Source organism: Vibrio sp. ZF 223 (assembly GCF_003050585.1).
GTDB lineage: Bacteria > Pseudomonadota > Gammaproteobacteria > Enterobacterales > Vibrionaceae > Vibrio > Vibrio crassostreae.
This window is the reverse complement of the sequence record NZ_PIGB01000014.1, coordinates 67,322-88,556: the sequence shown is the minus strand read 5'-3', so window position 1 is coordinate 88,556 and position 21,235 is coordinate 67,322. Positions and strand designations below refer to the sequence as shown.

At 44.2% G+C, this 21,235-nt stretch carries 19 protein-coding genes, 1 tRNA gene and 1 rRNA gene; 11 read left to right on the top strand and 10 right to left on the bottom strand.

Features of this window, described 5'->3' with window-relative positions; all coding sequences use genetic code 11:
* The 4 genes from CWO13_RS21450 to CWO13_RS21435 all read right to left on the bottom strand — a co-directional run.
* Positions 1-355: ribosomal RNA gene (locus tag CWO13_RS21450) — 16S ribosomal RNA — on the bottom strand; the annotation flags it as partial.
* Positions 356-933: 578 nt separating this feature from the next.
* Positions 934-2,187, bottom strand: a complete 1,254-nt coding sequence (locus tag CWO13_RS21445) for an HD-GYP domain-containing protein (RefSeq protein WP_102431394.1) — start codon at positions 2,185-2,187, stop codon at positions 934-936.
* An 83-nt stretch (positions 2,188-2,270) separates the two neighbouring features.
* On the bottom strand, positions 2,271-2,678 hold the full coding sequence (locus tag CWO13_RS21440) for a VOC family protein (protein ID WP_102431395.1): 408 nt from the start codon (positions 2,676-2,678) through the stop codon (positions 2,271-2,273).
* A gap of 364 nt (positions 2,679-3,042) precedes the next feature.
* Positions 3,043-3,127, bottom strand: a tRNA-Leu gene (locus tag CWO13_RS21435).
* Positions 3,128-3,321: 194 nt separating this feature from the next.
* Here CWO13_RS21435 and CWO13_RS21430 point away from each other — a divergent pair.
* Positions 3,322-3,798 carry an RDD family protein gene (locus tag CWO13_RS21430; protein ID WP_048659251.1) on the top strand — a complete coding sequence of 159 codons (477 nt, stop codon included), beginning with the start codon at positions 3,322-3,324 and terminating at the stop codon, positions 3,796-3,798.
* 64 nt (positions 3,799-3,862) lie between these two features.
* Here the strand turns inward: CWO13_RS21430 and lptG are convergent, their stop codons facing one another.
* Both lptG and lptF read right to left on the bottom strand, forming a co-directional pair.
* Entirely contained in the window at positions 3,863-4,933 is a 1,071-nt protein-coding gene (gene lptG, locus CWO13_RS21425; RefSeq protein WP_108083457.1) for an LPS export ABC transporter permease LptG, read from the bottom strand.
* A gap of 3 nt (positions 4,934-4,936) precedes the next feature.
* On the bottom strand, positions 4,937-6,037 hold the full coding sequence (gene lptF, locus CWO13_RS21420; protein WP_048659253.1) for an LPS export ABC transporter permease LptF: 1,101 nt from the start codon (positions 6,035-6,037) through the stop codon (positions 4,937-4,939).
* Positions 6,038-6,229: 192 nt separating this feature from the next.
* Between lptF and pepA the strand changes: the two genes are divergently transcribed.
* The 5 genes from pepA (at position 6,230) to CWO13_RS21395 (ending at position 12,442) form a co-directional block, all read left to right on the top strand.
* Positions 6,230-7,750 carry a leucyl aminopeptidase gene (gene pepA / locus CWO13_RS21415; RefSeq protein WP_017058936.1) on the top strand — a complete coding sequence of 507 codons (1,521 nt, stop codon included), beginning with the start codon at positions 6,230-6,232 and terminating at the stop codon, positions 7,748-7,750.
* A gap of 99 nt (positions 7,751-7,849) precedes the next feature.
* Positions 7,850-8,299, top strand: coding sequence for a DNA polymerase III subunit chi (locus CWO13_RS21410; protein ID WP_048659254.1), 450 nt, complete (start codon positions 7,850-7,852; stop codon positions 8,297-8,299).
* 102 nt (positions 8,300-8,401) lie between these two features.
* Positions 8,402-11,275 carry a valine--tRNA ligase gene (locus CWO13_RS21405; RefSeq protein WP_108083456.1) on the top strand — a complete coding sequence of 958 codons (2,874 nt, stop codon included), beginning with the start codon at positions 8,402-8,404 and terminating at the stop codon, positions 11,273-11,275.
* Positions 11,276-11,495: 220 nt separating this feature from the next.
* Positions 11,496-11,900 carry a DUF2061 domain-containing protein gene (locus tag CWO13_RS21400; RefSeq protein ID WP_108020923.1) on the top strand — a complete coding sequence of 135 codons (405 nt, stop codon included), beginning with the start codon at positions 11,496-11,498 and terminating at the stop codon, positions 11,898-11,900.
* A gap of 47 nt (positions 11,901-11,947) precedes the next feature.
* Positions 11,948-12,442: a GNAT family N-acetyltransferase gene (locus tag CWO13_RS21395; RefSeq protein WP_108020922.1), complete on the top strand. Its 495-nt coding sequence runs from the start codon at positions 11,948-11,950 to the stop codon at positions 12,440-12,442.
* 49 nt (positions 12,443-12,491) lie between these two features.
* Here CWO13_RS21395 and CWO13_RS21390 read toward each other — a convergent pair whose 3' ends face one another.
* Both CWO13_RS21390 and rraB read right to left on the bottom strand, forming a co-directional pair.
* A complete protein-coding gene (locus CWO13_RS21390) occupies positions 12,492-13,286 on the bottom strand; it encodes a glycosyl hydrolase 2 galactose-binding domain-containing protein (protein WP_108020921.1) in 795 nt (264 codons plus the stop codon).
* A 125-nt stretch (positions 13,287-13,411) separates the two neighbouring features.
* The gene (gene rraB / locus CWO13_RS21385; RefSeq protein ID WP_017058930.1) at positions 13,412-13,828 is read right to left on the bottom strand and encodes a ribonuclease E inhibitor RraB; all 417 of its coding nucleotides are present in this window, start codon (positions 13,826-13,828) and stop codon (positions 13,412-13,414) included.
* Between the two features lie 576 nt (positions 13,829-14,404).
* On the opposite strand from rraB, the gene arcA reads away from it, so the two are divergent.
* The 5 genes from arcA to CWO13_RS21360 all read left to right on the top strand — a co-directional run bounded on the left by arcA (position 14,405) and on the right by CWO13_RS21360 (position 18,961).
* Entirely contained in the window at positions 14,405-15,625 is a 1,221-nt protein-coding gene (gene arcA, locus CWO13_RS21380) for an arginine deiminase (RefSeq protein ID WP_048659260.1), read from the top strand.
* A gap of 156 nt (positions 15,626-15,781) precedes the next feature.
* Entirely contained in the window at positions 15,782-16,786 is a 1,005-nt protein-coding gene (locus CWO13_RS21375; protein ID WP_108083455.1) for an ornithine carbamoyltransferase, read from the top strand.
* A gap of 245 nt (positions 16,787-17,031) precedes the next feature.
* Positions 17,032-17,961: an aspartate carbamoyltransferase gene (gene pyrB, locus CWO13_RS21370; RefSeq protein ID WP_048659262.1), complete on the top strand. Its 930-nt coding sequence runs from the start codon at positions 17,032-17,034 to the stop codon at positions 17,959-17,961.
* Between the two features lie 12 nt (positions 17,962-17,973).
* Positions 17,974-18,435, top strand: a complete 462-nt coding sequence (pyrI, locus tag CWO13_RS21365; protein WP_017632290.1) for an aspartate carbamoyltransferase regulatory subunit — start codon at positions 17,974-17,976, stop codon at positions 18,433-18,435.
* A gap of 136 nt (positions 18,436-18,571) precedes the next feature.
* Positions 18,572-18,961, top strand: coding sequence for a RidA family protein (locus CWO13_RS21360; RefSeq protein WP_004738682.1), 390 nt, complete (start codon positions 18,572-18,574; stop codon positions 18,959-18,961).
* Positions 18,962-19,086: 125 nt separating this feature from the next.
* Here CWO13_RS21360 and CWO13_RS21355 read toward each other — a convergent pair whose 3' ends face one another.
* Positions 19,087-19,812, bottom strand: coding sequence for a 1-acylglycerol-3-phosphate O-acyltransferase (locus tag CWO13_RS21355; protein WP_102432498.1), 726 nt, complete (start codon positions 19,810-19,812; stop codon positions 19,087-19,089).
* Positions 19,813-19,964: 152 nt separating this feature from the next.
* Positions 19,965-21,230, bottom strand: a complete 1,266-nt coding sequence (murA, locus tag CWO13_RS21350; protein ID WP_017058925.1) for a UDP-N-acetylglucosamine 1-carboxyvinyltransferase — start codon at positions 21,228-21,230, stop codon at positions 19,965-19,967.
* Positions 21,231-21,235: the final 5 nt, after the last annotated feature.

The window sequence follows — 21,235 nt, the reverse complement described above, 5'->3', positions numbered from 1 at the left end:
GTAGGAGTCTGGACCGTGTCTCAGTTCCAGTGTGGCTGATCATCCTCTCAGACCAGCTAGGGATCGTCGCCTTGGTGAGCCATTACCTCACCAACTAGCTAATCCCACCTAGGCATATCTTGACGCGAGAGGCCCGAAGGTCCCCCTCTTTGGCCCGTAGGCATTATGCGGTATTAGCCATCGTTTCCAATGGTTATCCCCCACATCAAGGCAATTTCCTAGGCATTACTCACCCGTCCGCCGCTCGACGCCCATTAACGCACCCGAAGGATTGTTAGTGTCGTTTCCGCTCGACTTGCATGTGTTAGGCCTGCCGCCAGCGTTCAATCTGAGCCATGATCAAACTCTTCAATTTAAGATTTTGTGACTCAACGAATACTGACTTCAAAACTACTATGTAATTTTAAAGCTATTACCATTCCAACAGAATGATAATGAATTGACTGTGCCAAATAACCGAGGTTATTTGTATTGGTCACTCAGTTCATTGAAATCAATTTTGTTACCGAAGTAACTGCTATTACCTAAGTAATAACGTTTTGATATTCATCAACGAGTGCCCACACAGATTGATAGGTTTAAATTGTTAAAGAGCTTCTCTTCGTTGTGACTTGTATCACTTCGGAAGAGGCGGCCATTCTAGCGACTTAATTCTCAGTGTCAAACACTTATTTGGAATTAATTTCTACTTTCTAAAAGTAGGAGCGAATAATCACTCAAAGCTAGTTGCCTTTACTAACATTCTTCGCTGAAGCCTTGTGGCGTCTACCGTGTCAGTGAGGCGGCATTATAGAGATGCCGCTCTTATTGGCAAGCATTAAATGTGTTTTTTATTGAAAAAAGAGGTTAAGCGGAGATATTTCAACCAAGGGCTTATTTATACCATTTTCACCCCAAGTTTCGAACAAATTACCCACAACACCTTGTGGATAACTACTCCCCGTTATCAAAAAAATAAGATAAACGAGCTCTTGGGTTTAGATACTCTCTCACTTGTTCCGGTAATTTACTTGGATGAACGGCATTGACGATTTTTATCTCTTTAATAAAGAGGTCAATAATCGGGGCTTGGGTTCTTGGCACGCTAGGATCATAGATAAGTACATTTGGATAAAGCATATGTTTCGCGTTAACGGATATCACAACCCCAATCGAATCATTTGAAAGCTGTACTACGGTTCCTGGTGGGTAGACTCCCATGAACTTAACTAATAGCCCCAAGTTATCTTGGCTATATAAATGCTTGCAGCTTTTATATAAATGGGACAGTGCCAGATACGGGATCATTTGTTGATATTGCGTTTTACCATGGCAAAGGTTATCAAATGCATTAGCCACTGCGACTATCTTGGCAAATTCATCTATCTCATCTTCTTTTAAGCCTTCGGGATAACCAGAACCATCATTCATCTCATGATGTTGAGCAATCACCTTTTTGGCCCTTTCAGGAAAGTCATCAATTGTTGAAACAATATCTGCACCATATTTAGTGTGAAGCTTTAAGTAGTTCTCTTCTGGTACCGTAAGCGCACTCTGCTTTCTTAATATAGCGACTGGTATTTTGATTTTGCCTACATCGTGGAACAACGCTGCGAAGGAAAGATCTTTTAATTGCTGCGTATTGTAACCTTTAGCTTTACCTATCATCAGCGCGACAACAGAAACATTCAATGTATGAAAGTAGATGTCTTCAAAATCAGCTTTAGCATTCATAAGGTGTAATGTGACGTTATCATCGCTTACTAATGTTTCGACAATGTCATCAACCAGAGCTTTTACCTCCCCTACTGCATCTAAAGGTCGGTTACGGATCTTGGTCATCACAGAGCGCATTCGGGCCAGCGAACGTTCGAACTCTTTCTCGCAATGACTCACTCTGCGACGATAAGAGCTTAAAGTTTCGATACGTTCATGCTTATCTTTCCACATTCTTTCCGCTTCAAGGCTTACTTGTAAATCAGTATCGGCTTCTTGCTCAATCACATGGTTAGCAGGTAGAGGGGATGTATCGCTTTGATTCAAGTTTATATAGACGTGCTTAATCCCAAGATGTCGAATTACCTTTACTTGGGCGTCATCTTTGATTTTAAAACTGTTGAATAAAAATGGGTGTTCATTCCATTTTACGGGGAGTCGTATATGCAGACCGGGCTGAATGCGATCTACGGTAATCTTTATGCTGCCCATTTTTATATATAATATTGATTAATAATCTCTATTTATAATTCTAATAAAACCAAGCAGCAATTTCACTATCCAATTTCACAGGTTCAATTTAAAGAATCGCAATGCACCATCCAGCGTATTCCAAACTTATCTTCAACCTTACCAAACCGAGCGCCCCAAAAAGTATCCGCTAACGGCGTCATTACTCGTCCATCTTGCTTTAGCTTTTCAAAGATCTGTTCTTGGGTCGCGGTATCATCTGTAACAAGAGAAAGTGCTAGGTTGTTCCCTTCTAGCTCTTTTGCCTTAACACCATCAGACATCATCAGCTTCATACCAAATGCTTCGAACTCAGCATGCATGACCCAATCAGGTTGAGCTCCCTCTATTACTTGTGGTGCATCACTAAAAAGTTGCTTCGATAAAACCACACCGCCGAAACACTTATGATAAAAATCCAACGCTTCACTACAACGACCGTCAAAAAACAAGTAAGGGGTTACTGTCAGCATATCTCTCTCCTCTGTTATTTACTTAAACATAGACAATAGAAGAAGGAATGACAGGTAACAGTATGATTTAAGATGATTAATTTATTAGGAAATGAAATTACGAAGTGAAACTGCGAGATTTAGGAATGAAACAGCAAGATCTGACTGATTGGACAAGCATTCCTGCCGCTACCGCGAAGGCAACGCTTTCCAGACTCCAGATACAACAAACCCCCAACTTTCGTTGAGGCTCTATCTTAAAATATGGTACCGGTTTAGGCGGACCGATTGGACAGGCATTCCTCCCGCTACCGCGAGGCAACGTTTTCCATACTCAAGATACAACAAAGCCCCGACCATTTCTGATCAGGGCTTTATCTAAATATGGTACCGGTAGGCGGACTTGAACCGCCACGCCCGAAGGCAACGGATTTTGAATCCGTCGTGTATACCAATTTCACCATACCGGCATTATCTTGGGGCATTGCCCTTTCGATGTTTGGCATTATACGTATGCGAACTGATGTGGCAAGTATAAAAACTTGAATTCATGTGTGTTTGCCGATAATTTCGCCACTAAGTCATAAGCTGTGCGTCATGTCTCTTTTCAGGCTAAGCCTTAAACTATATTCTGACGCCTCAATTTTTAAAGAAGTAATAACACATGACATCAACAAACACTCTGCCACCAGCAGGAGTCATGCGCCGATTTGGTGCCTTGTTCTATGACGCTCTGATCGTAATCGCTATTGAAATGTTGGCGGCTGGCGTCATTGTCGCTCTACTGCACGCGCTCATGGCTCTCGGCATATTTAACCACAGCGGTTATGCCGATGTTAGTGACTTCTTAACCAACCATCCGATTTGGAGCCCTGCATACACCTTTTACTTAGTGGCCGTTTGGGTCTATTTCTTTGTATTTTTCTGGACTAGAGCTGGTCAAACTCTCGGTATGAGAGCTTGGAAACTGCGCGTTCAAAACAAAGATGGCTCAGCTATCACAGTAACTCAGGCGCTAATTCGCTTAGGTACTTCAGGTTTTGGATTGGCAAACCTATGTGTGCCATTCGATCCTCAAAAACGTGGCTTTCACGATATCTGGGCAAAGACCGAAGTCGTTGTGTTACCACAAGCAAGATAGCGTGATTTAAGTTAGCTCCAATCAAGATCAAAAAAGGAAGGCGTTATGCCTTCCTTTTTTCTATTTACAGTTTTCGCCTCAAGAGCATGATGGCAATTCCAAGGAACACCACGCTCGGGGCGATTGCGCCAAAGGCGGGCGGTATCTGATAAACCAAACTCACAGGGCCAAAAAACTCACTGGATATATAGAAGGTAAAGCCAGCAATAACACCTGACAGTATTCTCGCCCCCATGGTCACACTACGCAAAGGACCAAAGATAAACGACAGTGCCATCAGCATCATAACCGCGATCGAAATTGGCTGAGTTATCTTCCTCCACAATGCCAGTTCATAACGTGATGCATCTTGCTCCGACGCTTTAAGGTAGGAAACATAATCATACAAACCACTTAAAGAGAGCTCTTCTGGCTTAACCGTTACAATCGCAAGCTTATCTGGAGCAAGTGATGTCTTCCATGAGTATGTCGGTAGACTTTCTTTGGTAATTTGAAGTTCGTTTTCAAAAGACGTTATCTCGACATCCTTCATCGTCCACACATTATCTCCAACGTAATCAACTTCGTCAGAGTAAATAGCGGTCTTAAGTGCCTTCTTTTCATCAAAGCGCCACATGTTCATTCCATATAGCTTCTGATCATCGATTTTGACAATGAAGATGAAGTCATTCGCATCACGAGCCCAAACACCACTTTGCGTCGAGATAATATTACCACCAGCAATGGAAATAGTTCTTAAATCACGAGCCATTTTCTGCGCTTGCGGTGCGCCCCACTGACCAAGTAGTGTCACCACGATCATCAGTGGAATAGCGGTTTTAAGTACCGATAGGCCGATATCTAACTTAGAGAAACCAGCGGCCTGCATAACTACCAGCTCAGAACTCGCAGCAAGCATACCAAGCCCAATCAATGCGCCAAGCAATGCAGCCATTGGAAAGAACATTTCGATATCACGAGGGATACTCAGTAAAACAAAGTACAGCGCTTGTAATAGATCGTATGTACCACGGCCAACTTTTCTCAGCTGTTCTACATACTTGATGATCCCAGAGAGACCAACAAACGTCACCAATACCAGTGACGTCGTTGCGATGATGGTTCTGCCTATATATAAATCGAGAATCTTAAACACGGCTTAAGCCAACCTCTTATTCTTGAATTTTTCTTTCAAACGCCTTACTGGCACGCTATCCATAAAGTTTGCACCAATCGCGACAAATAACAACAACGCATTGATTGGCCACATGCCGATTACCGCAGGAATGCTTCCCTCTTCAATTGAAGATTTAGTTGCACTGATTGCTAAGAAATAGGTGAGATAAATCAGTATTGCTGGGCCGATTTTCGCAAAACGACCTTGGCGAGGGTTTACCGCAGACAGCGGCACGACAAGCATGGTCAACAATGGAATACAAAGTACCAAAGAAATACGCCATTGCAATTCAGCTTTCGCGCTATTATTCGGGTTACCGATAAGGTCAAGTGTCGGGATAGCTTCCCAGTCTCGACCTTTCTTCTCAACTTCACGTTGACCGATCAGGCCTTCGTATTCTTCAAAGTGTGTCACCATATAATCAAGGCGTGTAGGCACACCTTCATGACGAGTGCCATCGTACATCACGATAACTTGGCGACCATCGCTGAGTTCTTTTACATCTCCCGACTTCGAGAACATCACACTTGGCAGTACTGAGTCACGTGGGCGCATTTGAGCAACGAACACATTTTCTAATTTATTGCCGTCAATATCATCGATAAACACCACAGAAGAACCATCCGGCGTGCCTTCAAACTTACCTTTTGGTAGCAAATCAACGCTGTTCTCTGCGGCTACTTCTTCATACATTTGTTCAACTTTGTCTTGTGACCAAGGAGACAACCAAAATGAGTTAAAAGCGGCAACCGTTGCGGTAATTAAAGCTAAGTAAAGTGCAGATTGAATCAGGAATTTATTACCAATACCGGTGGCGTTCATCACCACAATTTCACTTTCGGCGTAAAGGCGGCCAAAAGTCAGCAAAATACCAATATAGATACTGAGAGGAAGCATCAATAGGCCCATCGCTGGCATATTTAAGCCAACAATCGACAATATAAGACTCGCGGGGATATCACCATCAGAGGCGTCCGCTAAAACACTGATGAATTTTTGGCTGAGAAACACGAGAAAGAGAACAAAAAAGATCGCAAATTGGCTCTTGATTGTCTCGCGGATCAAATATCTAACAATAATCACGCTCAAATTACCTATACAAAACTTGTTTTTTTGATTGAATCACTATAATTTCCCGTTGAACCTTTTATTTTTTTAAATTTTTAGCTAAGTGTTAGCGTTCTTCTTTAAGGTTAGTTCCATTATAGGATCCAACAAGTAAGAACCCATTATCTAACATTTAGTTCGATTTGTCTTCAGGATGTAGGAGTACGCATGGAGTTCAGTGTAAAAAGTGGCAGCCCAGAGAAACAGCGCAGCGCATGTATCGTTGTCGGTGTATTCGAACCGCGCCGCCTTTCTCCAGTAGCCGAGCAATTAGATAAGATTAGCGATGGCTACATTAGTTCACTGCTTCGTCGCGGTGATCTAGAGGGTAAACCTGGCCAGATGCTACTACTGCATCAAGTACCTGGTGTACTTTCAGAACGTGTTCTACTGGTAGGCTGTGGTAAAGAACGTGAGCTAGGCGAGCGTCAATACAAAGAAATTATCCAAAAAACCATCAGCACACTAAACGAAACAGGTTCTATGGAAGCAGTATGTTTCCTTACAGAACTTCACGTTAAAGGTCGCGACACTTATTGGAAAGTTCGCCAAGCAGTAGAAGCGACTAAAGATGGTCTTTACACATTCGATCAATTCAAGAGCAACAAACCAGAGACTCGTCGCCCACTACGTAAATTGGTATTCAACGTACCAACACGCCGCGAATTGAGCCTGGGTGAGAAAGCTATTTCTCACGGCCTTGCTATTGCTTCAGGTGTAAAAGCGTCTAAAGATTTAGGCAACATGCCACCAAACATCGCAAACCCTGCTTATCTTGCATCTCAAGCTCGTCGTTTAGCTGACGATTACGAGACAGTGAAGACTAAGATCATTGGCGAAGAAGAGATGGAAAAACTGGGTATGACATCATACCTAGCAGTAGGCCGTGGCTCTAAAAATGAATCTATGATGTCTATCATGGAATACAAAGGCGCTCCGGATCCAGATGCGAAGCCGATTGTATTAGTCGGTAAAGGTCTGACTTTCGATTCAGGCGGCATCTCGCTTAAGCCTGGTGAAGGTATGGATGAGATGAAGTACGACATGTGTGGTGCGGCGTCAGTATTCGGTACAATGAAAGCATTGGCTAAACTGAACTTACCTATTAACGTGGTTGGTATCCTAGCAGGTTGTGAAAACATGCCAGGCAGCAATGCTTACCGTCCAGGTGATATCCTAACGACAATGTCAGGCCAAACGGTTGAAGTACTAAACACTGATGCTGAAGGTCGCTTGGTTCTATGTGATGCTCTAACTTACGTTGAGCGTTTTGAACCAGATTGTGTTGTCGATGTTGCTACGCTAACTGGCGCATGTGTGATCGCTCTAGGTCACCACATCAGTGGCGTTCTATCGAACCACAACCCGCTTTCTCACGAACTTGTTAATGCTTCTGAGCAAGCAAGTGACCGAGCATGGCGTCTACCTATGGCAGACGAGTACCATGAGCAGCTAAACAGCCCGTTCGCTGATATGGCGAACATCGGCGGCCGTCCTGGCGGCACAATTACTGCTGGTTGCTTCCTGTCTAAATTCACTAAGAAGTACCACTGGGCACACATCGATAGTGCTGGTACAGCTTGGAAGTCAGGCGCAGCGAAAGGCTCGACAGGTCGTCCTGTCTCAATGCTAGTCCAATTCTTATTGAACCGCAGCGGCCAAGAGACTGAAGAGCAATCTTCAAAATAATAAAAAGGGCCTACGGGCCCTTTTTTAATAAGCGCTATTTGTTAGATCCTGTTAACCAAGTAACATTGATATCCACGATTTTCAGTTCGAGTATTAAGTATGCAGACTGCTACATTTTACATTGTGCCTTCAGACAGTCCGCAAGCCAGCGAAGATGGTTTTGCTCACTATGTGCTGTTTCTTGCTCAGCACTTTGCGAAACAAGGCGCTAAGCTTTATCTCAACTGTAATGACAAAGAACATGCCGAGCGTATTGCTGAAGTTTTGTGGCAAGTCGAACCCAGTGAGTTTATTGCGCACAACTTGGTTGGCGAAGGCCCAAAGTATTCAACCAACATCGAAATTGGCTATCAAGGCGTAAAACATAATTGGAATCGTCAGCTAGTAATTAATCTGGCCGATAATCATACAACCTTTGCGAACGCCTTTGCTCAGGTGATAGACTTCGTCCCTTGCGAAGAAAAAGCTAAGCAACTCGCTCGAGAAAGGTATAAAATTTACCGTCAGGCTGGATATCAGCTACAGACGATCGAGATTCAACATCCATAGTCAAACCTCATAGTTAAAGCTATCTTTGGATTTAGATTCAAGAAGCTTCACTTATGAAGTTTGACCACGATTAACCATTCACAGTATCCGTTTAAGAGCACTATGGAAAAGACATACAACCCAACATCAATCGAACAAGCTCTGTATCAGACTTGGGAAGAGAAAGGCTATTTTAAGCCACACGGTGACACATCAAAAGAAGCTTACAGCATCATGATCCCGCCACCGAACGTCACTGGCAGCCTACACATGGGTCACGCGTTCCAAGATACGATCATGGATACGCTTATCCGTGCTCAACGTATGAAAGGCAAAAACACGCTTTGGCAAGTGGGTACTGACCACGCTGGTATCGCAACTCAAATGGTTGTTGAGCGTAAGATTGCTGCTGAAGAAGGTAAAACAAAACACGACTACGGTCGTGAAGCTTTCATCGACAAGATCTGGGAATGGAAAGGCGAATCAGGTGGCACGATCACTAAACAGCTTCGTCGTCTTGGAGCATCTGTAGATTGGGATCGTGAGCGATTCACTATGGATGACGGCCTATCGACTGCGACTCAAGAAGTGTTTGTTCGTCTATACGAAGAAGACCTAATCTACCGTGGTAAGCGTCTAGTAAACTGGGATCCTAAACTGCACACTGCAATTTCAGATCTTGAAGTTGAAAACAAAGACAAAAAAGGTTTCATGTGGCACTTCCGCTACCCGCTAGCGAACGGTGTTAAAACGGCTGATGGTAAAGACTACATCGTTGTTGCTACTACTCGTCCAGAAACCATGCTTGGTGATACTGGCGTAGCGGTTAACCCAGAAGATCCTCGTTACAAAGATCTTATCGGCAAAGAAATCCTACTTCCTGTTGTTAACCGTCTTATCCCTATCGTAGGCGATGAGCACGCAGACATGGAAAAAGGCACGGGTTGTGTGAAGATCACTCCAGCTCATGACTTTAACGATTACGAAGTGGGTAAGCGCAACAACCTACCGATGATCAACATCCTAACGTTCAACGCTGATATCCGTGATGCTGCTGAAGTCTTCACAACCAACGGCGAAGAAAGCGATGTTTACTCAACAGATATCCCTGCTAAGTACCAAGGCATGGAGCGTTTTGCTGCACGTAAAGCTATCGTTGCTGAATTCGATGAACTTGGTCTACTTGAAGAGATCAAAGATCACGACCTAACTGTCCCTTACGGCGACCGTGGTGGTGTGGTTATCGAACCAATGCTGACTGACCAGTGGTACGTGCGCACAGCACCTCTTGCTGCACCTGCAGTCAAAGCTGTTGAAGATGGCGAAATCCAATTCGTACCTAAGCAGTACGAAAACATGTACTTCGCGTGGATGCGTGACGTACAAGATTGGTGTATCTCTCGTCAACTGTGGTGGGGCCACCGTATCCCAGCATGGTACGACAACGATGGTAAAGTTTACGTAGGTCGCACTGAAGAAGAAGTTCGTGAAAAGAACAACCTTTCACCGGTGATTGTTCTTAAGCAAGACAACGATGTACTTGATACATGGTTCTCTTCTGCACTTTGGACGTTCGGCACGCAAGGCTGGCCTGAAGATACTGAAGCAATGAAAACATTCCACCCATCAGAAGTACTAGTATCTGGTTTTGATATTATCTTCTTCTGGGTTGCTCGTATGATCATGATGACCATGCACTTCGTGAAAGACGAAGATGGCAAGGCTCAAGTACCTTTCAAAACGGTTTACATGACAGGTCTTATCCGTGATGAAAACGGCGACAAGATGTCTAAGTCGAAAGGTAACGTACTTGACCCAATCGACATGATTGACGGCATCGGCCTTGAAGAGCTAGTAGAAAAGCGTTGTGGCAACATGATGCAACCTAAACTGGCTGCTAAGATCGAAAAAGCAACACGTAAAACTTTCGAAAACGGTATCGAACCATACGGTACTGACGCACTGCGTTTCACTCTTGCTGCTATGGCTTCAACTGGCCGTGACATCAACTGGGACATGAAGCGCCTTGAAGGTTACCGTAACTTCTGTAACAAGCTATGGAACGCGAGCCGTTACGTACTGATGAACACAGAAGAGCACGATTGTGGCATGTCACTGTCTGTTGAAGACCGTGCAAACATGGAATTCTCTCTAGCGGATAAGTGGATTGAATCTCAGTTTGAAGTTGCAGCGAAAGAGTTTAATGCTCACCTAGACAACTACCGTCTAGACATGGCAGCAAACACGCTTTACGAATTCATCTGGAACCAATTCTGTGACTGGTACTTAGAACTAACTAAACCGGTTCTTTGGAAAGGCACTGAAGCTCAACAACAAGCGACTCGTTACACGCTTATCACGGTTCTAGAGAAGACTCTGCGTCTTGCTCACCCAGTTCTTCCTTACATCACTGAATCTATCTGGCAGAGCGTTAAGCCTCTAGTAGACGGCGTTGAAGGCGAGACAATCATGACTCAAGCGCTTCCTCAGTTTAACGAAGATAACTTCAATGCTGAGATCGTAGAAGACATCGAATGGGTTAAGACTTTCATCACAGCTATCCGTAACCTACGTGCGGAATACGACATTGCACCAAGCCAAGGCTTAGAAGTAATGATCAAAGTAGCTGATGAGAAAGATGCAGCTCGTATCGAAGCGAACAAGATCGTTCTTAACTCTCTAGCTAAACTAGACGACATTAAAGTTCTAGCTAATGGTGAAGAGACTCCTGCTTGTGCAACTAAACTGGTTGGCAAATCTGAGCTAATGATCCCAATGGCGGGTCTTATCGACAAAGATGCAGAGCTTGCTCGTCTAGATAAAGAAGTAGCTAAGACTCACGGTGAGATTAAGCGTATCGAAGGTAAGCTAGGTAACGAAGGTTTCGTTGCTAAAGCACCAGAAGCGGTTATCGCGAAAGAGCGTGAAAAGCTTGAAGGCTACCAAGAGACTCTTGTGAAGCTTGAAGAGCAAAAAGCAACAATTGCTGCTCTTTAAAATTGAATGAACGAGGAGGTTTCGAACCTCTCGCTCTAGATAAAAAGGTTGGCCTTCATGGTCAACCTTTTTTTATGCACCAAGTTCCAATCCAATCAGCCTCACTCCAGTTTATTGATAGCTTTTGCCTATCAAAACAATCTTAACTGCCCATTGGATTTAGTGATAATAATTCTCAATAATAGCTCTATCGAAACAACACAACGACCGAGTAATTATCATGAAAAAGACACTAACCTTTGCTGCATTACATTTTACTATCGCATTTAGTGTCGCTTATGTACTCACAGGCGACATCTTAATTGGTAGCTTAATCGCCATGATTGAGCCCTCTGTGAATACTGTTGCCTTCTATTTTCATGAAAAGGCGTGGGCTCAAGTACCAGCGCTTAAAGCTCGTCAATGGATGACCAAATTAAAAACAGCAAGCTTTGCTAGCATCCACTTTAGTGTTGCCTTTACTGTTGTCTACTTGTTGACTGGCGATGCCTTCATCGGCGGTGTGATGGCTTTGCTAGAGCCAGCTTTAAATACAGTTGCTTACTACTTCCATGAGAAAGTGTGGTTACGAAAAGCTGACAACCAAATGGCACAACAACAATTCTGTTTGCACCAACATGCTTAGTCACCATATATTGGGTCACATATTAGTGACCCTTTCATAGGTAGAGCATGGAACAAATTGCTGAGTTCACCCTTAGAGCCATTACACCGCAAGACAACCCAAGCATCGCACAAGTCATTCGCCAAGTTTCGGCTGAACATGGACTGACCGAAGATAAAGGCTATGGCGTGGCCGATCCAACACTCGATGATATGTATTCTGTCTATAGCCAAGCGAATGCAATGTACTGGGTTATCGAACACAACGGTGAGATCGTCGGAGGCGGTGGCTTTGCCCCTCTAGCAGGCAAACCCAATGTGTGTGAGCTACAAAAGATGTACTTCTTACCGCAAACTCGAGGGCATGGCCTAGCCAAGCGAATTGTCGCTTTGAGCTTAAAGCAAGCCAAACAACTTGGGTATCAACACATGTATTTAGAAACGACGGAATGCTTAGGTGCTGCGGTCAAACTCTATGAGAAACTTGGGTTTGAGCACCTTGACTCAGCTTGGGGAGAGACAGGCCACGACGCTTGTGAGGTTGTCATGGCCAAATCGTTATAAGCAGAATGTGCCGCTATAGCGAAAGAAGATAGTGCTAAAATATACGGAGTTAGCGTAAAAAGTTACTGACGCAAGAAGTTGGGTTCAAGGCAACAAAAGAACTCTCTTCTTGCCCATCAAGTACCACTTCTAACTGATATAGATGCTTAGGGTTGGGCTTCTCAAGATTAAATACCATGGGAGCTTCCACCTGAAACACAACGCCGGTATGCTCTGCGCGCACATCTATCGGCATTACGAGTGTCATGCCATTAAACTTGATGGATGCCGATATTAACCCCGGCTTTAGCGTTTGATAGATAACATCTACTTTGAACTCACAGCCACCGCCATGGTGCCAGATCTGCTCTGTGACAACTTGCTCTAGTTTGACGTTTCGAACGAACTGCAGGTATGGCGCTTGCCAAATCCCGATGCGCGAATCAGATTTAGCGACAACCTGTGAAGATACAGAATCATCCATATCCTCTTCAAGCAGCAGGCTCTCTTCTTCTTCAAGGAAAAGGATCTCAAAACGGTTTCGGCCAGACTGCATATAAGGGCGGATGTCTTTGCGATATTCAGCTTGGCTACCATCGCAATCAAACACGGCAACGCCATTCAGTCGCACTTCTGCAAAGTAATCGACACCCGCTACGACCAACTCAACGAATGGACACGCCAACATAGCATCATCAACTTCGATGTCATGCATCAGGTGCCACTCTTGCTCTGCAATTTCATTGTCACTCAAGCTACCAGGGAGCTTTGAGCTTAACGGAGCCGGAAAAGTGATGTCATCTTGTGGGATAGAGAGATCCGTCAGTGGCGAAATTTGCCAAAGACCATCGAGAAGCAACCGCATATCATTCCTTGAGCTAGATCAATTTTGACCGCATTATAATGAATGAATGCATATAAAGACATTTATTTCTCTGAGGGTAAAAAAATGCCAGCTCGAGGCTGGCATTTTTTTAAATTAGGAAAGAATTACTCTTCGCCTTCATCATCTTCGTCCGGGTAGATAGCATCTTCACCTTCGTAGTAAGTGCCCCAACCGTCGTAGATAATGTCGAACTTCTCTGCAAGGTTCACAAGCTTCTCAACTTGCTCATCGATCGCTTCTGCATTCAGAGTACATTGCATCGTTGCATCACAACAAAGTAGCTTATTGCCATCTTCGTCTTCAGTCTCTTCAGCTTCAAGCACTTCAAAGCCCATTTTGAATGCTTCAACAACCGCTTTCTCAAGCACATCGAAATCTTCAGCAAATAGGTGATGCTCGATATCGTATAGAGCTTCAGGATCGCTACCATCTTCAATTAATGCTGTAATGATGTCGCGAGTCTCTTCCTTTTGAAATTCAATTAATTCCGCTACTGATAGATATTCATCTTCGTGAGACATGTGTCTGCTCCAGAGTGTTGACTATGAAAAGATCAAATTTGATTGCCACGAAATATGGCACGGATCGTCCAGAAAAGCCACCCAGATCAGGCCTAGAAAGGTAAGTTTATCGCGAGATCGCAGAGCCAATATCAATTCAAAAGTGAAATCAAAATCACAGAAACAAATTTACAACATTTTATTAACCGCCACGTATTTTAGCATTTCGTTTTTGTGGCCACTTTAGGGCTTATTGAATAAAACTTGCGTGATTAGTCACATTGGCTGCATACACCCAACCGCTTTTAGGGTGCATAAATCCTCAGCTTGTTATCAAAAAGTGCATAATAGTGAATAAAAAATCACGATTAATAAGCAAAATTCAATTCTAACAAGCCATGAATTGAGCATAGATCCTCAAAAACGTTGTTCCGTGCGATAGCCAGTAAATTGGAATTTAATCTGCGTAAAGTTTAAAATGGCAGATTTTATGACCAATAATTAGCCAAATACCTTGCATTAACTCAATCTGTAAAACTTGCATATTACGGACAAGCTTGTCATAAATAGACGCTGGATTAATAGTAAGGATGCAAAATGAGTAAGCTGTACGTTGGCTCCGAAGTCGGTCAATTGAGACGAGTTCTCCTAAATAGACCTGAAAGAGCACTCACCCACCTCACCCCTTCAAACTGTCATGATCTTTTATTTGATGATGTACTTGCCGTTGAAGCAGCTGGTGAAGAACATGATGCCTTTGCAGAAACGCTGCGCAGTCAAGACGTAGAAGTGCTACTGCTGCACGACCTGCTAGTAGAGACGCTTGCCGTACCTCAGGCTCGTGAGTGGTTGCTGAATACTCAAATCTCAGATTTCCGTTATGGGCCTACTTTTGCCCGTGACTTAAGAAACTACCTTGCTCAAATGGATAATGAGCATCTAGCAACGATCTTACTCGGTGGCTTGGCTTATTCTGAGCTTCCTATCAAATCATCATCGATGCTGCCTAAAATGCATCGACCACTCGATTTCGTTATCGAACCTCTGCCTAACCACCTGTTTACGCGAGATACCTCATGCTGGGTTTACGGCGGTGTATCGCTGAACCCAATGATGAAGCCTGCACGTCAACGTGAAACGAACCACCTGCGTGCTATCTACCGCTGGCATCCAGTGTTCGCCGGTCAAGATTTCATTAAGTACTTTGGTGATGAAGACCTTCACTACGACAACGCCAATATTGAAGGCGGTGACGTACTGGTTATCGGTAAAGGCGCGGTACTGGTTGGTATCTCTGAGCGTACCAAGCCACAAGGTGTCGAAAACCTAGCGGCTAGCTTGTTCCGTTCGGGTCAAGCAACCGAAGTAATTGCTATCGATTTACCAAAACACCGCTCTTGTATGCACCTTGATACGGTGATGACGCACATGGATATCGACACTTTCTCTGTCTACCCTGAGATTGTTCGCAAAGATCTAGATACTTGGCGCCTAACACCAAAAGAAAATGGTGAGATGCGTGTAGAGAAATCGGAAAACTACCTGTCAGCAATTGAAGGGGCTCTAGGCCTTGATCAGCTGAAGATCATCACGACTGGCGGTGACAACTATGAAGCTGAACGTGAACAGTGGAATGACGCTAACAACGTACTAACAGTGAAGCCAGGTACCGTGATTGGCTATGAGCGTAATGTTTACACCAATGAGAAATACGACAAAGCGGGTATCGAAGTTCTAACGATTCCTGGCAACGAGTTAGGCCGTGGTCGTGGCGGCGCACGCTGTATGAGCTGCCCTATCGAAAGAGACGGTATCTAAGTCAAAGAGCTCAGTTAAACGAACTCAATAACTTATCTAGGCCAGTATTCATTTACTGGCCTTTTTTATTAAATTAATAAAATAAATATTCACAAATATAGCATCTTTATGTTTAACTGAGTTCTTCATTGATTCTATATTCGCAAGGAGCGAGAGATGGCCTTTAATCTTCGCAATCGTAACTTTCTAAAAATTCTCGACTTTACTCCTAAAGAGATTCAGTTTTTACTCGATCTGTCTGCTGATCTAAAAAAAGCTAAGTATGCAGGAACAGAGCAGAAAAAGCTTAACGGTAAAAACATCGCTTTGATCTTTGAAAAAGCATCAACACGAACTCGATGTGCTTTTGAGGTAGCGGCCTTTGATCAAGGTGCTCAAGTCTCTTATCTAGGCCCTTCTGGTTCTCAGATTGGTCAGAAAGAATCAATGAAAGATACGGCTCGTGTATTAGGTCGTATGTACGACGGCATTGAATACCGTGGCTTTGGTCAAAGCACTGTCGAAGATCTTGGCGCATACGCTGGTGTGCCGGTTTGGAACGGCCTAACCGATGAATTCCATCCGACTCAGATCTTGGCTGATTTCCTCACTATGCTTGAGCATGGTCGCGGTAAACATCTACATCAAATCAGCTTTGCCTACCTAGGTGACGCTCGTAATAACATGGGCAACTCACTTTTAGTCGGTGCTGCGAAAATGGGTATGGATATTCGCCTTGTCGCGCCAAAAGCCTTTTGGCCAGAAGAACAGCTCGTTGAAGAGTGCCAAGCTATCGCGCAAAGTACAGGTGCTAAAATCACGTTAACCGAAGACGTTGCTGAAGGTGTTAAAGGTTGTGATTTCCTTTACACCGATGTTTGGGTCTCGATGGGCGAGGCGCCAGAAGCTTGGGACGAACGTGTTGCTGTTATGACGCCTTACCAAGTGAATATGGAAGTTATTAAGCTCACTGGTAACTCTCAAGTGAAATTCATGCACTGCTTACCTGCTTTCCACAACAATGAAACCGTAATCGGCCAGCAAGTCGCAGACAAGTATGGAATGAACGGTTTAGAAGTCACTGACGAAGTCTTTGAATCGGATTACTCAATTGTGTTTGATGAAGCTGAGAATCGCATGCACACCATCAAAGCGGTAATGGTTGCGACACTGGGCCAATAGCGAATATTGAAAGTAAACAAAAGCTTGATGTAATCGCTTGCGCTCACAAATTGAAAGCGTATAATTCTCGGCAATTTGTCTGAGAGTAGTGAAAATGACGCCAACCAATATTGTGAAAACACCAAATATTGCTCGTAAGCTAAGATGCTTACCAGGCCGTCTATTCTGCTTTTCAGCACTTTTTTAAAGCCTCCCATTATGGGGGGCTTTTTTATGGCCAATACATTATTGTGGGGAAGAAGATCATGGCGAATTCGCTCTATCAAAAGCACATCATCTCAATTCCAGAGCTTTCTCGTGAAGAGCTAGAATTAATTGTTCAAACGGCAGGTCAGCTAAAGGCTGAACCAAACCCAGAACTCATCAAGAACAAAGTTGTTGCCAGCTGCTTCTTCGAACCTTCTACGCGAACTCGCCTCTCTTTTGAAACTGCGATTCAACGCATCGGTGGTGACGTGATTGGCTTCGACAGTGGTGGTAACACTTCTTTGGCAAAGAAAGGCGAAACGCTAGCGGACTCGGTACAGGTTATCTCTTCATACGTTGACGCTTACGTAATGCGTCACCCTCAAGAAGGCGCAGCGCGTCTGGCTTCTGAGTTCTCAAACGGTGTACCAGTTATTAACGCAGGTGACGGCGCAAATCAACATCCAACACAAACGTTATTAGACCTATTCTCTATCGCCGAGACACAAGGCCGCCTAGATAACCTTAACGTGGCATTTGTTGGTGACCTTAAGTACGGCCGTACAGTTCACTCGTTGACGCAAGCGCTAGCGAAGTTCGACAACATCTGTTTCTATTTCGTGGCACCAGAAGCACTAGCGATGCCAGACTACATTTGCGAAGAGCTTGATGAAGCGGGCATCAAGTACCAACTATTGACGGACATGGAAGATGTGATTCCTGAGCTTGATGTCTTGTACATGACTCGAGTTCAAAAAGAGCGCTTCGATGAGTCAGAATACGCGCACATCAAATCAGCGTACATCCTGACCGCTTCAATGCTGGAAAATGCACGCGATAACCTGAAGGTTCTACACCCTCTTCCTCGCGTTGATGAAATTACTATCGATGTCGATAAAACACCTTACGCTTACTACTTCCAGCAAGCAGAGAATGGTGTTTACGCGCGTGAAGCATTACTAGCCCTTGTTCTTAACGAAACGCTGTAGAGGAGAGATATCATGTCTAAAGAGACTCAATTAAAAGTTGAAGCAATCAGAAACGGTACTGTTATCGACCACATCCCAGCTAACATCGGGATCAAAGTGCTAAAACTGTTCGACATGCACAACTCTCATCAGCGTGTGACGATTGGCCTAAATCTGCCGTCTTCTGCACTAGGCGGAAAAGACCTACTCAAGATTGAGAATGTGTTTATCACCGAAGAACAGGCGAGCAAGCTGGCACTTTACGCACCTCACGCGACCGTTAACCAAATCGAAGATTACGAAGTGGTTAAGAAGTTAGCATTAGAACTTCCTGAGCAAATCAACGATGTGTTCGAGTGCCCAAATACCAACTGTATTACTCACAATGAACCGGTTGAAAGCAGCTTTAAGATCTTTGAAAAGAAAGAAGATATTCGATTAAAGTGTAAGTATTGCGAAAAGGTATTCTCTCGCGAGATCGTGACAGAAAGATAACGCCATACGGCAACGCTGACCGAATGTAAAAACTATCAAATACCTCGCCTATGCGGGGTATTTTGCTCTTTACCTATCCAAAGTTTGAAGGCACACTGAAAATTGATTTTTATCTAATAACTGATGGAATAAACCAATGACTAAAGTACTTCACACAGAATCTGCTCCAGCTGCAATCGGCCCATACGTACAAGGTGTTGACCTTGGCAACATGGTACTGACTTCTGGTCAAATCCCAGTAAACCCAGCAACTGGTGAAGTATCTGCTGATATCGCAGAGCAAGCTCGCCAATCTCTAGACAACGTTAAAGCGGTTGTAGAAGCTTCAGGCCTAACTGTAAAAGACATCGTAAAGCTAACAGTATTCGTTAAAGACCTAAACGACTTCGGTACAGTAAACGAAGTTTACGGCAAGTTCTTTGATGAGCACGGTGTTGCAAACTACCCTGCACGTTCATGTGTTGAAGTAGCACGTCTGCCAAAAGATGTAGGTATTGAGATCGAAGCTATTGCGGTTCGCAAATAGGTTTTAATATCTAGAATAAACGGTTTCTAGTAAACGAATAAGGCATAATGCTGAGCGTTTATCAGATACAAAAAAGGTTGCCCAATTGGCAACCTTTTTTATTGTTCATCGTTTCGCTTAGATGATTATTTCTTATTAAGCTCAACCACTTCTTTATCTAATTCTTCAAGCTTAGCAGCCATCTGCTCACGAGCTAAGTTCGCTAGTTCACGAACATTAGACTTGTCGTAACCTTCTGTGCTGATAGGTGGCAGCATATCAACAATCACATGGCCGTTGTTCCAACGGTTTAGCTTCACGCCACCTGTTGAGCTACACACGATAGGGATAATCGGTAAGCCTGCGCCGATTGCAGCATGGAAAGCACCCGTTTTGAATGGCAATAAACCACGGCCACGAGAACGAGTCCCTTCAGGGAACATCCATACTGAAACGTCGCTCTCTTTTAGGCTTGTCACTACCTGATCAATGGTACCCACCGCTTTGCTGCGGTTAGCACGGTCGATTAGGATGTTACCCGTCAGCCAGTAAAGCTGACCAAATAGAGGCATCCACACTAGGCTTTTCTTACCAACCGTCACCACTTTAGGCGTTACCGCTGATGAAATCGTGAATAGATCCCAGCTGTTTTGGTGGTTCGCCACATAAACATGTTGGCCGCGAGAGTAGGCATCTTCTGGGATGCGAAGCTCTAACTTCATGCCGAAGATCTTCGACATGCGACCGAAATAGCGGCCAAAGGTAAATACGTGTTTTGGGTTGCGCGGGCTTAGTAAACAGTAACCACACCCAAATACAAACATAAGAATCGCAAATATCGCCACTGCGAAAATACGTAATATTGCTATCATTTTGTTCCTCACCGACCGCCAAGTTGATTCATCTATTCGCGCAAAAATGAGCAATAGGTTCACTTGCGGTAAATACAACTATAAAAAAGCCGAAACCAAGGTTCCGACTTTTATGTTTTCATCTTACTGATTCATGAATCCACTAACCTAGGTTAGTTCGACTCACTAAATCGTGTAATGTTTGCGCCTAAGGCTGACAGTTTATCTTCAATCTTATCGTAGCCACGATCGATGTGATAAATACGGTCAACGATGGTTTCGCCTTGAGCAATACAGCCAGCAATCACAAGGCTCGCAGATGCGCGAAGGTCCGTAGCCATTACTTGAGCGCCGCTCAGTTTTTCCGTCTCACCACAGATAGCCGTGTTGCCTTCGATTTCCGCTTTTGCGCCCATTCGCTGTAACTCAGGAATGTGCATAAAGCGGTTTTCAAAGATAGTCTCAGTGATAACACCACTGCCCTTCGCCATCATGTTAAGCAGAGTAAACTGTGCTTGCATATCGGTTGGGAAGCCAGGGTGAGGTGCCGTTACGATTTTCACCGCTTTCAGTTCACGACCCGTCATATCAAGGCTGATCCAGTCTTCACCCGTTTCAACCTTCGCACCCGCTTCTTCAAGCTTCGCTAAGGCAGCTTCAAGAAGATGAGCGTTGGTGTTGCGACAAACCACTTTACCGCCAGAAACAGCAGCAGCAACCAGGAAAGTGCCCGTTTCAATACGGTCAGCAACCACAGAGTGTTGGCCACCACCAAGACGCTCAACGCCTTCGATAGTAATCGTATCTGTACCTGCGCCAGAAATTTTAGCACCTAGTTTGTTTAGGAAGTCAGCCGTATCAACAATCTCAGGCTCACGCGCTGAGTTATCGAGTACTGTTGTACCTTCCGCTAGTGTTGCTGCACACATGATAGTAATCGTAGCGCCAACGCTTACTTTATCCATCACGATGTGCGCGCCTTTCAAACGGCCATCAACACTTGCTTTCACATAACCATCTTCCAACTTAATGGTCGCACCTAGTTGCTCTAGGCCATGGATATGCAAATCAACAGGGCGAGCACCAATTGCACAACCACCAGGAAGTGATACTTGGCCTTCACCAAAACGAGCGACTAGAGGACCTAAAGCCCAGATAGATGCACGCATTGTTTTTACTAAATCGTAAGGCGCACAAAACTCATTAATTTCACTGCCATCAACATGAACACTACCGTTACGTGATACTTTTGCGCCGAGACGCTTTAGTAGCTCCATCGTAGTATCGATGTCACGTAGGTGAGGAACATTACTCACTTCAACTGGCTCTTCAGCAAGAATTGAAGCAAATAAGATAGGTAGCGCTGCATTTTTTGCGCCTGAGATCGTCACTTCACCGCTTAGCGGCTTGTCCGATCCAATAACTCGAAACTTTTCCATCATAA

Coding starts and splice junctions, on each gene's coding strand:
- CWO13_RS21360 (WP_004738682.1), top strand. CDS start 18,572: ATGACTAAAGTACTTCACACAGAATCTGCTCCAGCTGCAATCGGCCCA.
- CWO13_RS21430 (WP_048659251.1), top strand. CDS start 3,322: ATGACATCAACAAACACTCTGCCACCAGCAGGAGTCATGCGCCGATTT.
- CWO13_RS21395 (WP_108020922.1), top strand. CDS start 11,948: ATGGAACAAATTGCTGAGTTCACCCTTAGAGCCATTACACCGCAAGAC.
- CWO13_RS21400 (WP_108020923.1), top strand. CDS start 11,496: ATGAAAAAGACACTAACCTTTGCTGCATTACATTTTACTATCGCATTT.
- CWO13_RS21355 (WP_102432498.1), bottom strand. CDS start 19,812: ATGATAGCAATATTACGTATTTTCGCAGTGGCGATATTTGCGATTCTT.
- murA (WP_017058925.1), bottom strand. CDS start 21,230: ATGGAAAAGTTTCGAGTTATTGGATCGGACAAGCCGCTAAGCGGTGAA.
- pyrI (WP_017632290.1), top strand. CDS start 17,974: ATGTCTAAAGAGACTCAATTAAAAGTTGAAGCAATCAGAAACGGTACT.
- CWO13_RS21445 (WP_102431394.1), bottom strand. CDS start 2,187: ATGGGCAGCATAAAGATTACCGTAGATCGCATTCAGCCCGGTCTGCAT.
- arcA (WP_048659260.1), top strand. CDS start 14,405: ATGAGTAAGCTGTACGTTGGCTCCGAAGTCGGTCAATTGAGACGAGTT.
- CWO13_RS21390 (WP_108020921.1), bottom strand. CDS start 13,286: ATGCGGTTGCTTCTCGATGGTCTTTGGCAAATTTCGCCACTGACGGAT.
- CWO13_RS21410 (WP_048659254.1), top strand. CDS start 7,850: ATGCAGACTGCTACATTTTACATTGTGCCTTCAGACAGTCCGCAAGCC.
- pepA (WP_017058936.1), top strand. CDS start 6,230: ATGGAGTTCAGTGTAAAAAGTGGCAGCCCAGAGAAACAGCGCAGCGCA.
- rraB (WP_017058930.1), bottom strand. CDS start 13,828: ATGTCTCACGAAGATGAATATCTATCAGTAGCGGAATTAATTGAATTT.
- CWO13_RS21375 (WP_108083455.1), top strand. CDS start 15,782: ATGGCCTTTAATCTTCGCAATCGTAACTTTCTAAAAATTCTCGACTTT.
- pyrB (WP_048659262.1), top strand. CDS start 17,032: ATGGCGAATTCGCTCTATCAAAAGCACATCATCTCAATTCCAGAGCTT.
- CWO13_RS21440 (WP_102431395.1), bottom strand. CDS start 2,678: ATGCTGACAGTAACCCCTTACTTGTTTTTTGACGGTCGTTGTAGTGAA.
- CWO13_RS21405 (WP_108083456.1), top strand. CDS start 8,402: ATGGAAAAGACATACAACCCAACATCAATCGAACAAGCTCTGTATCAG.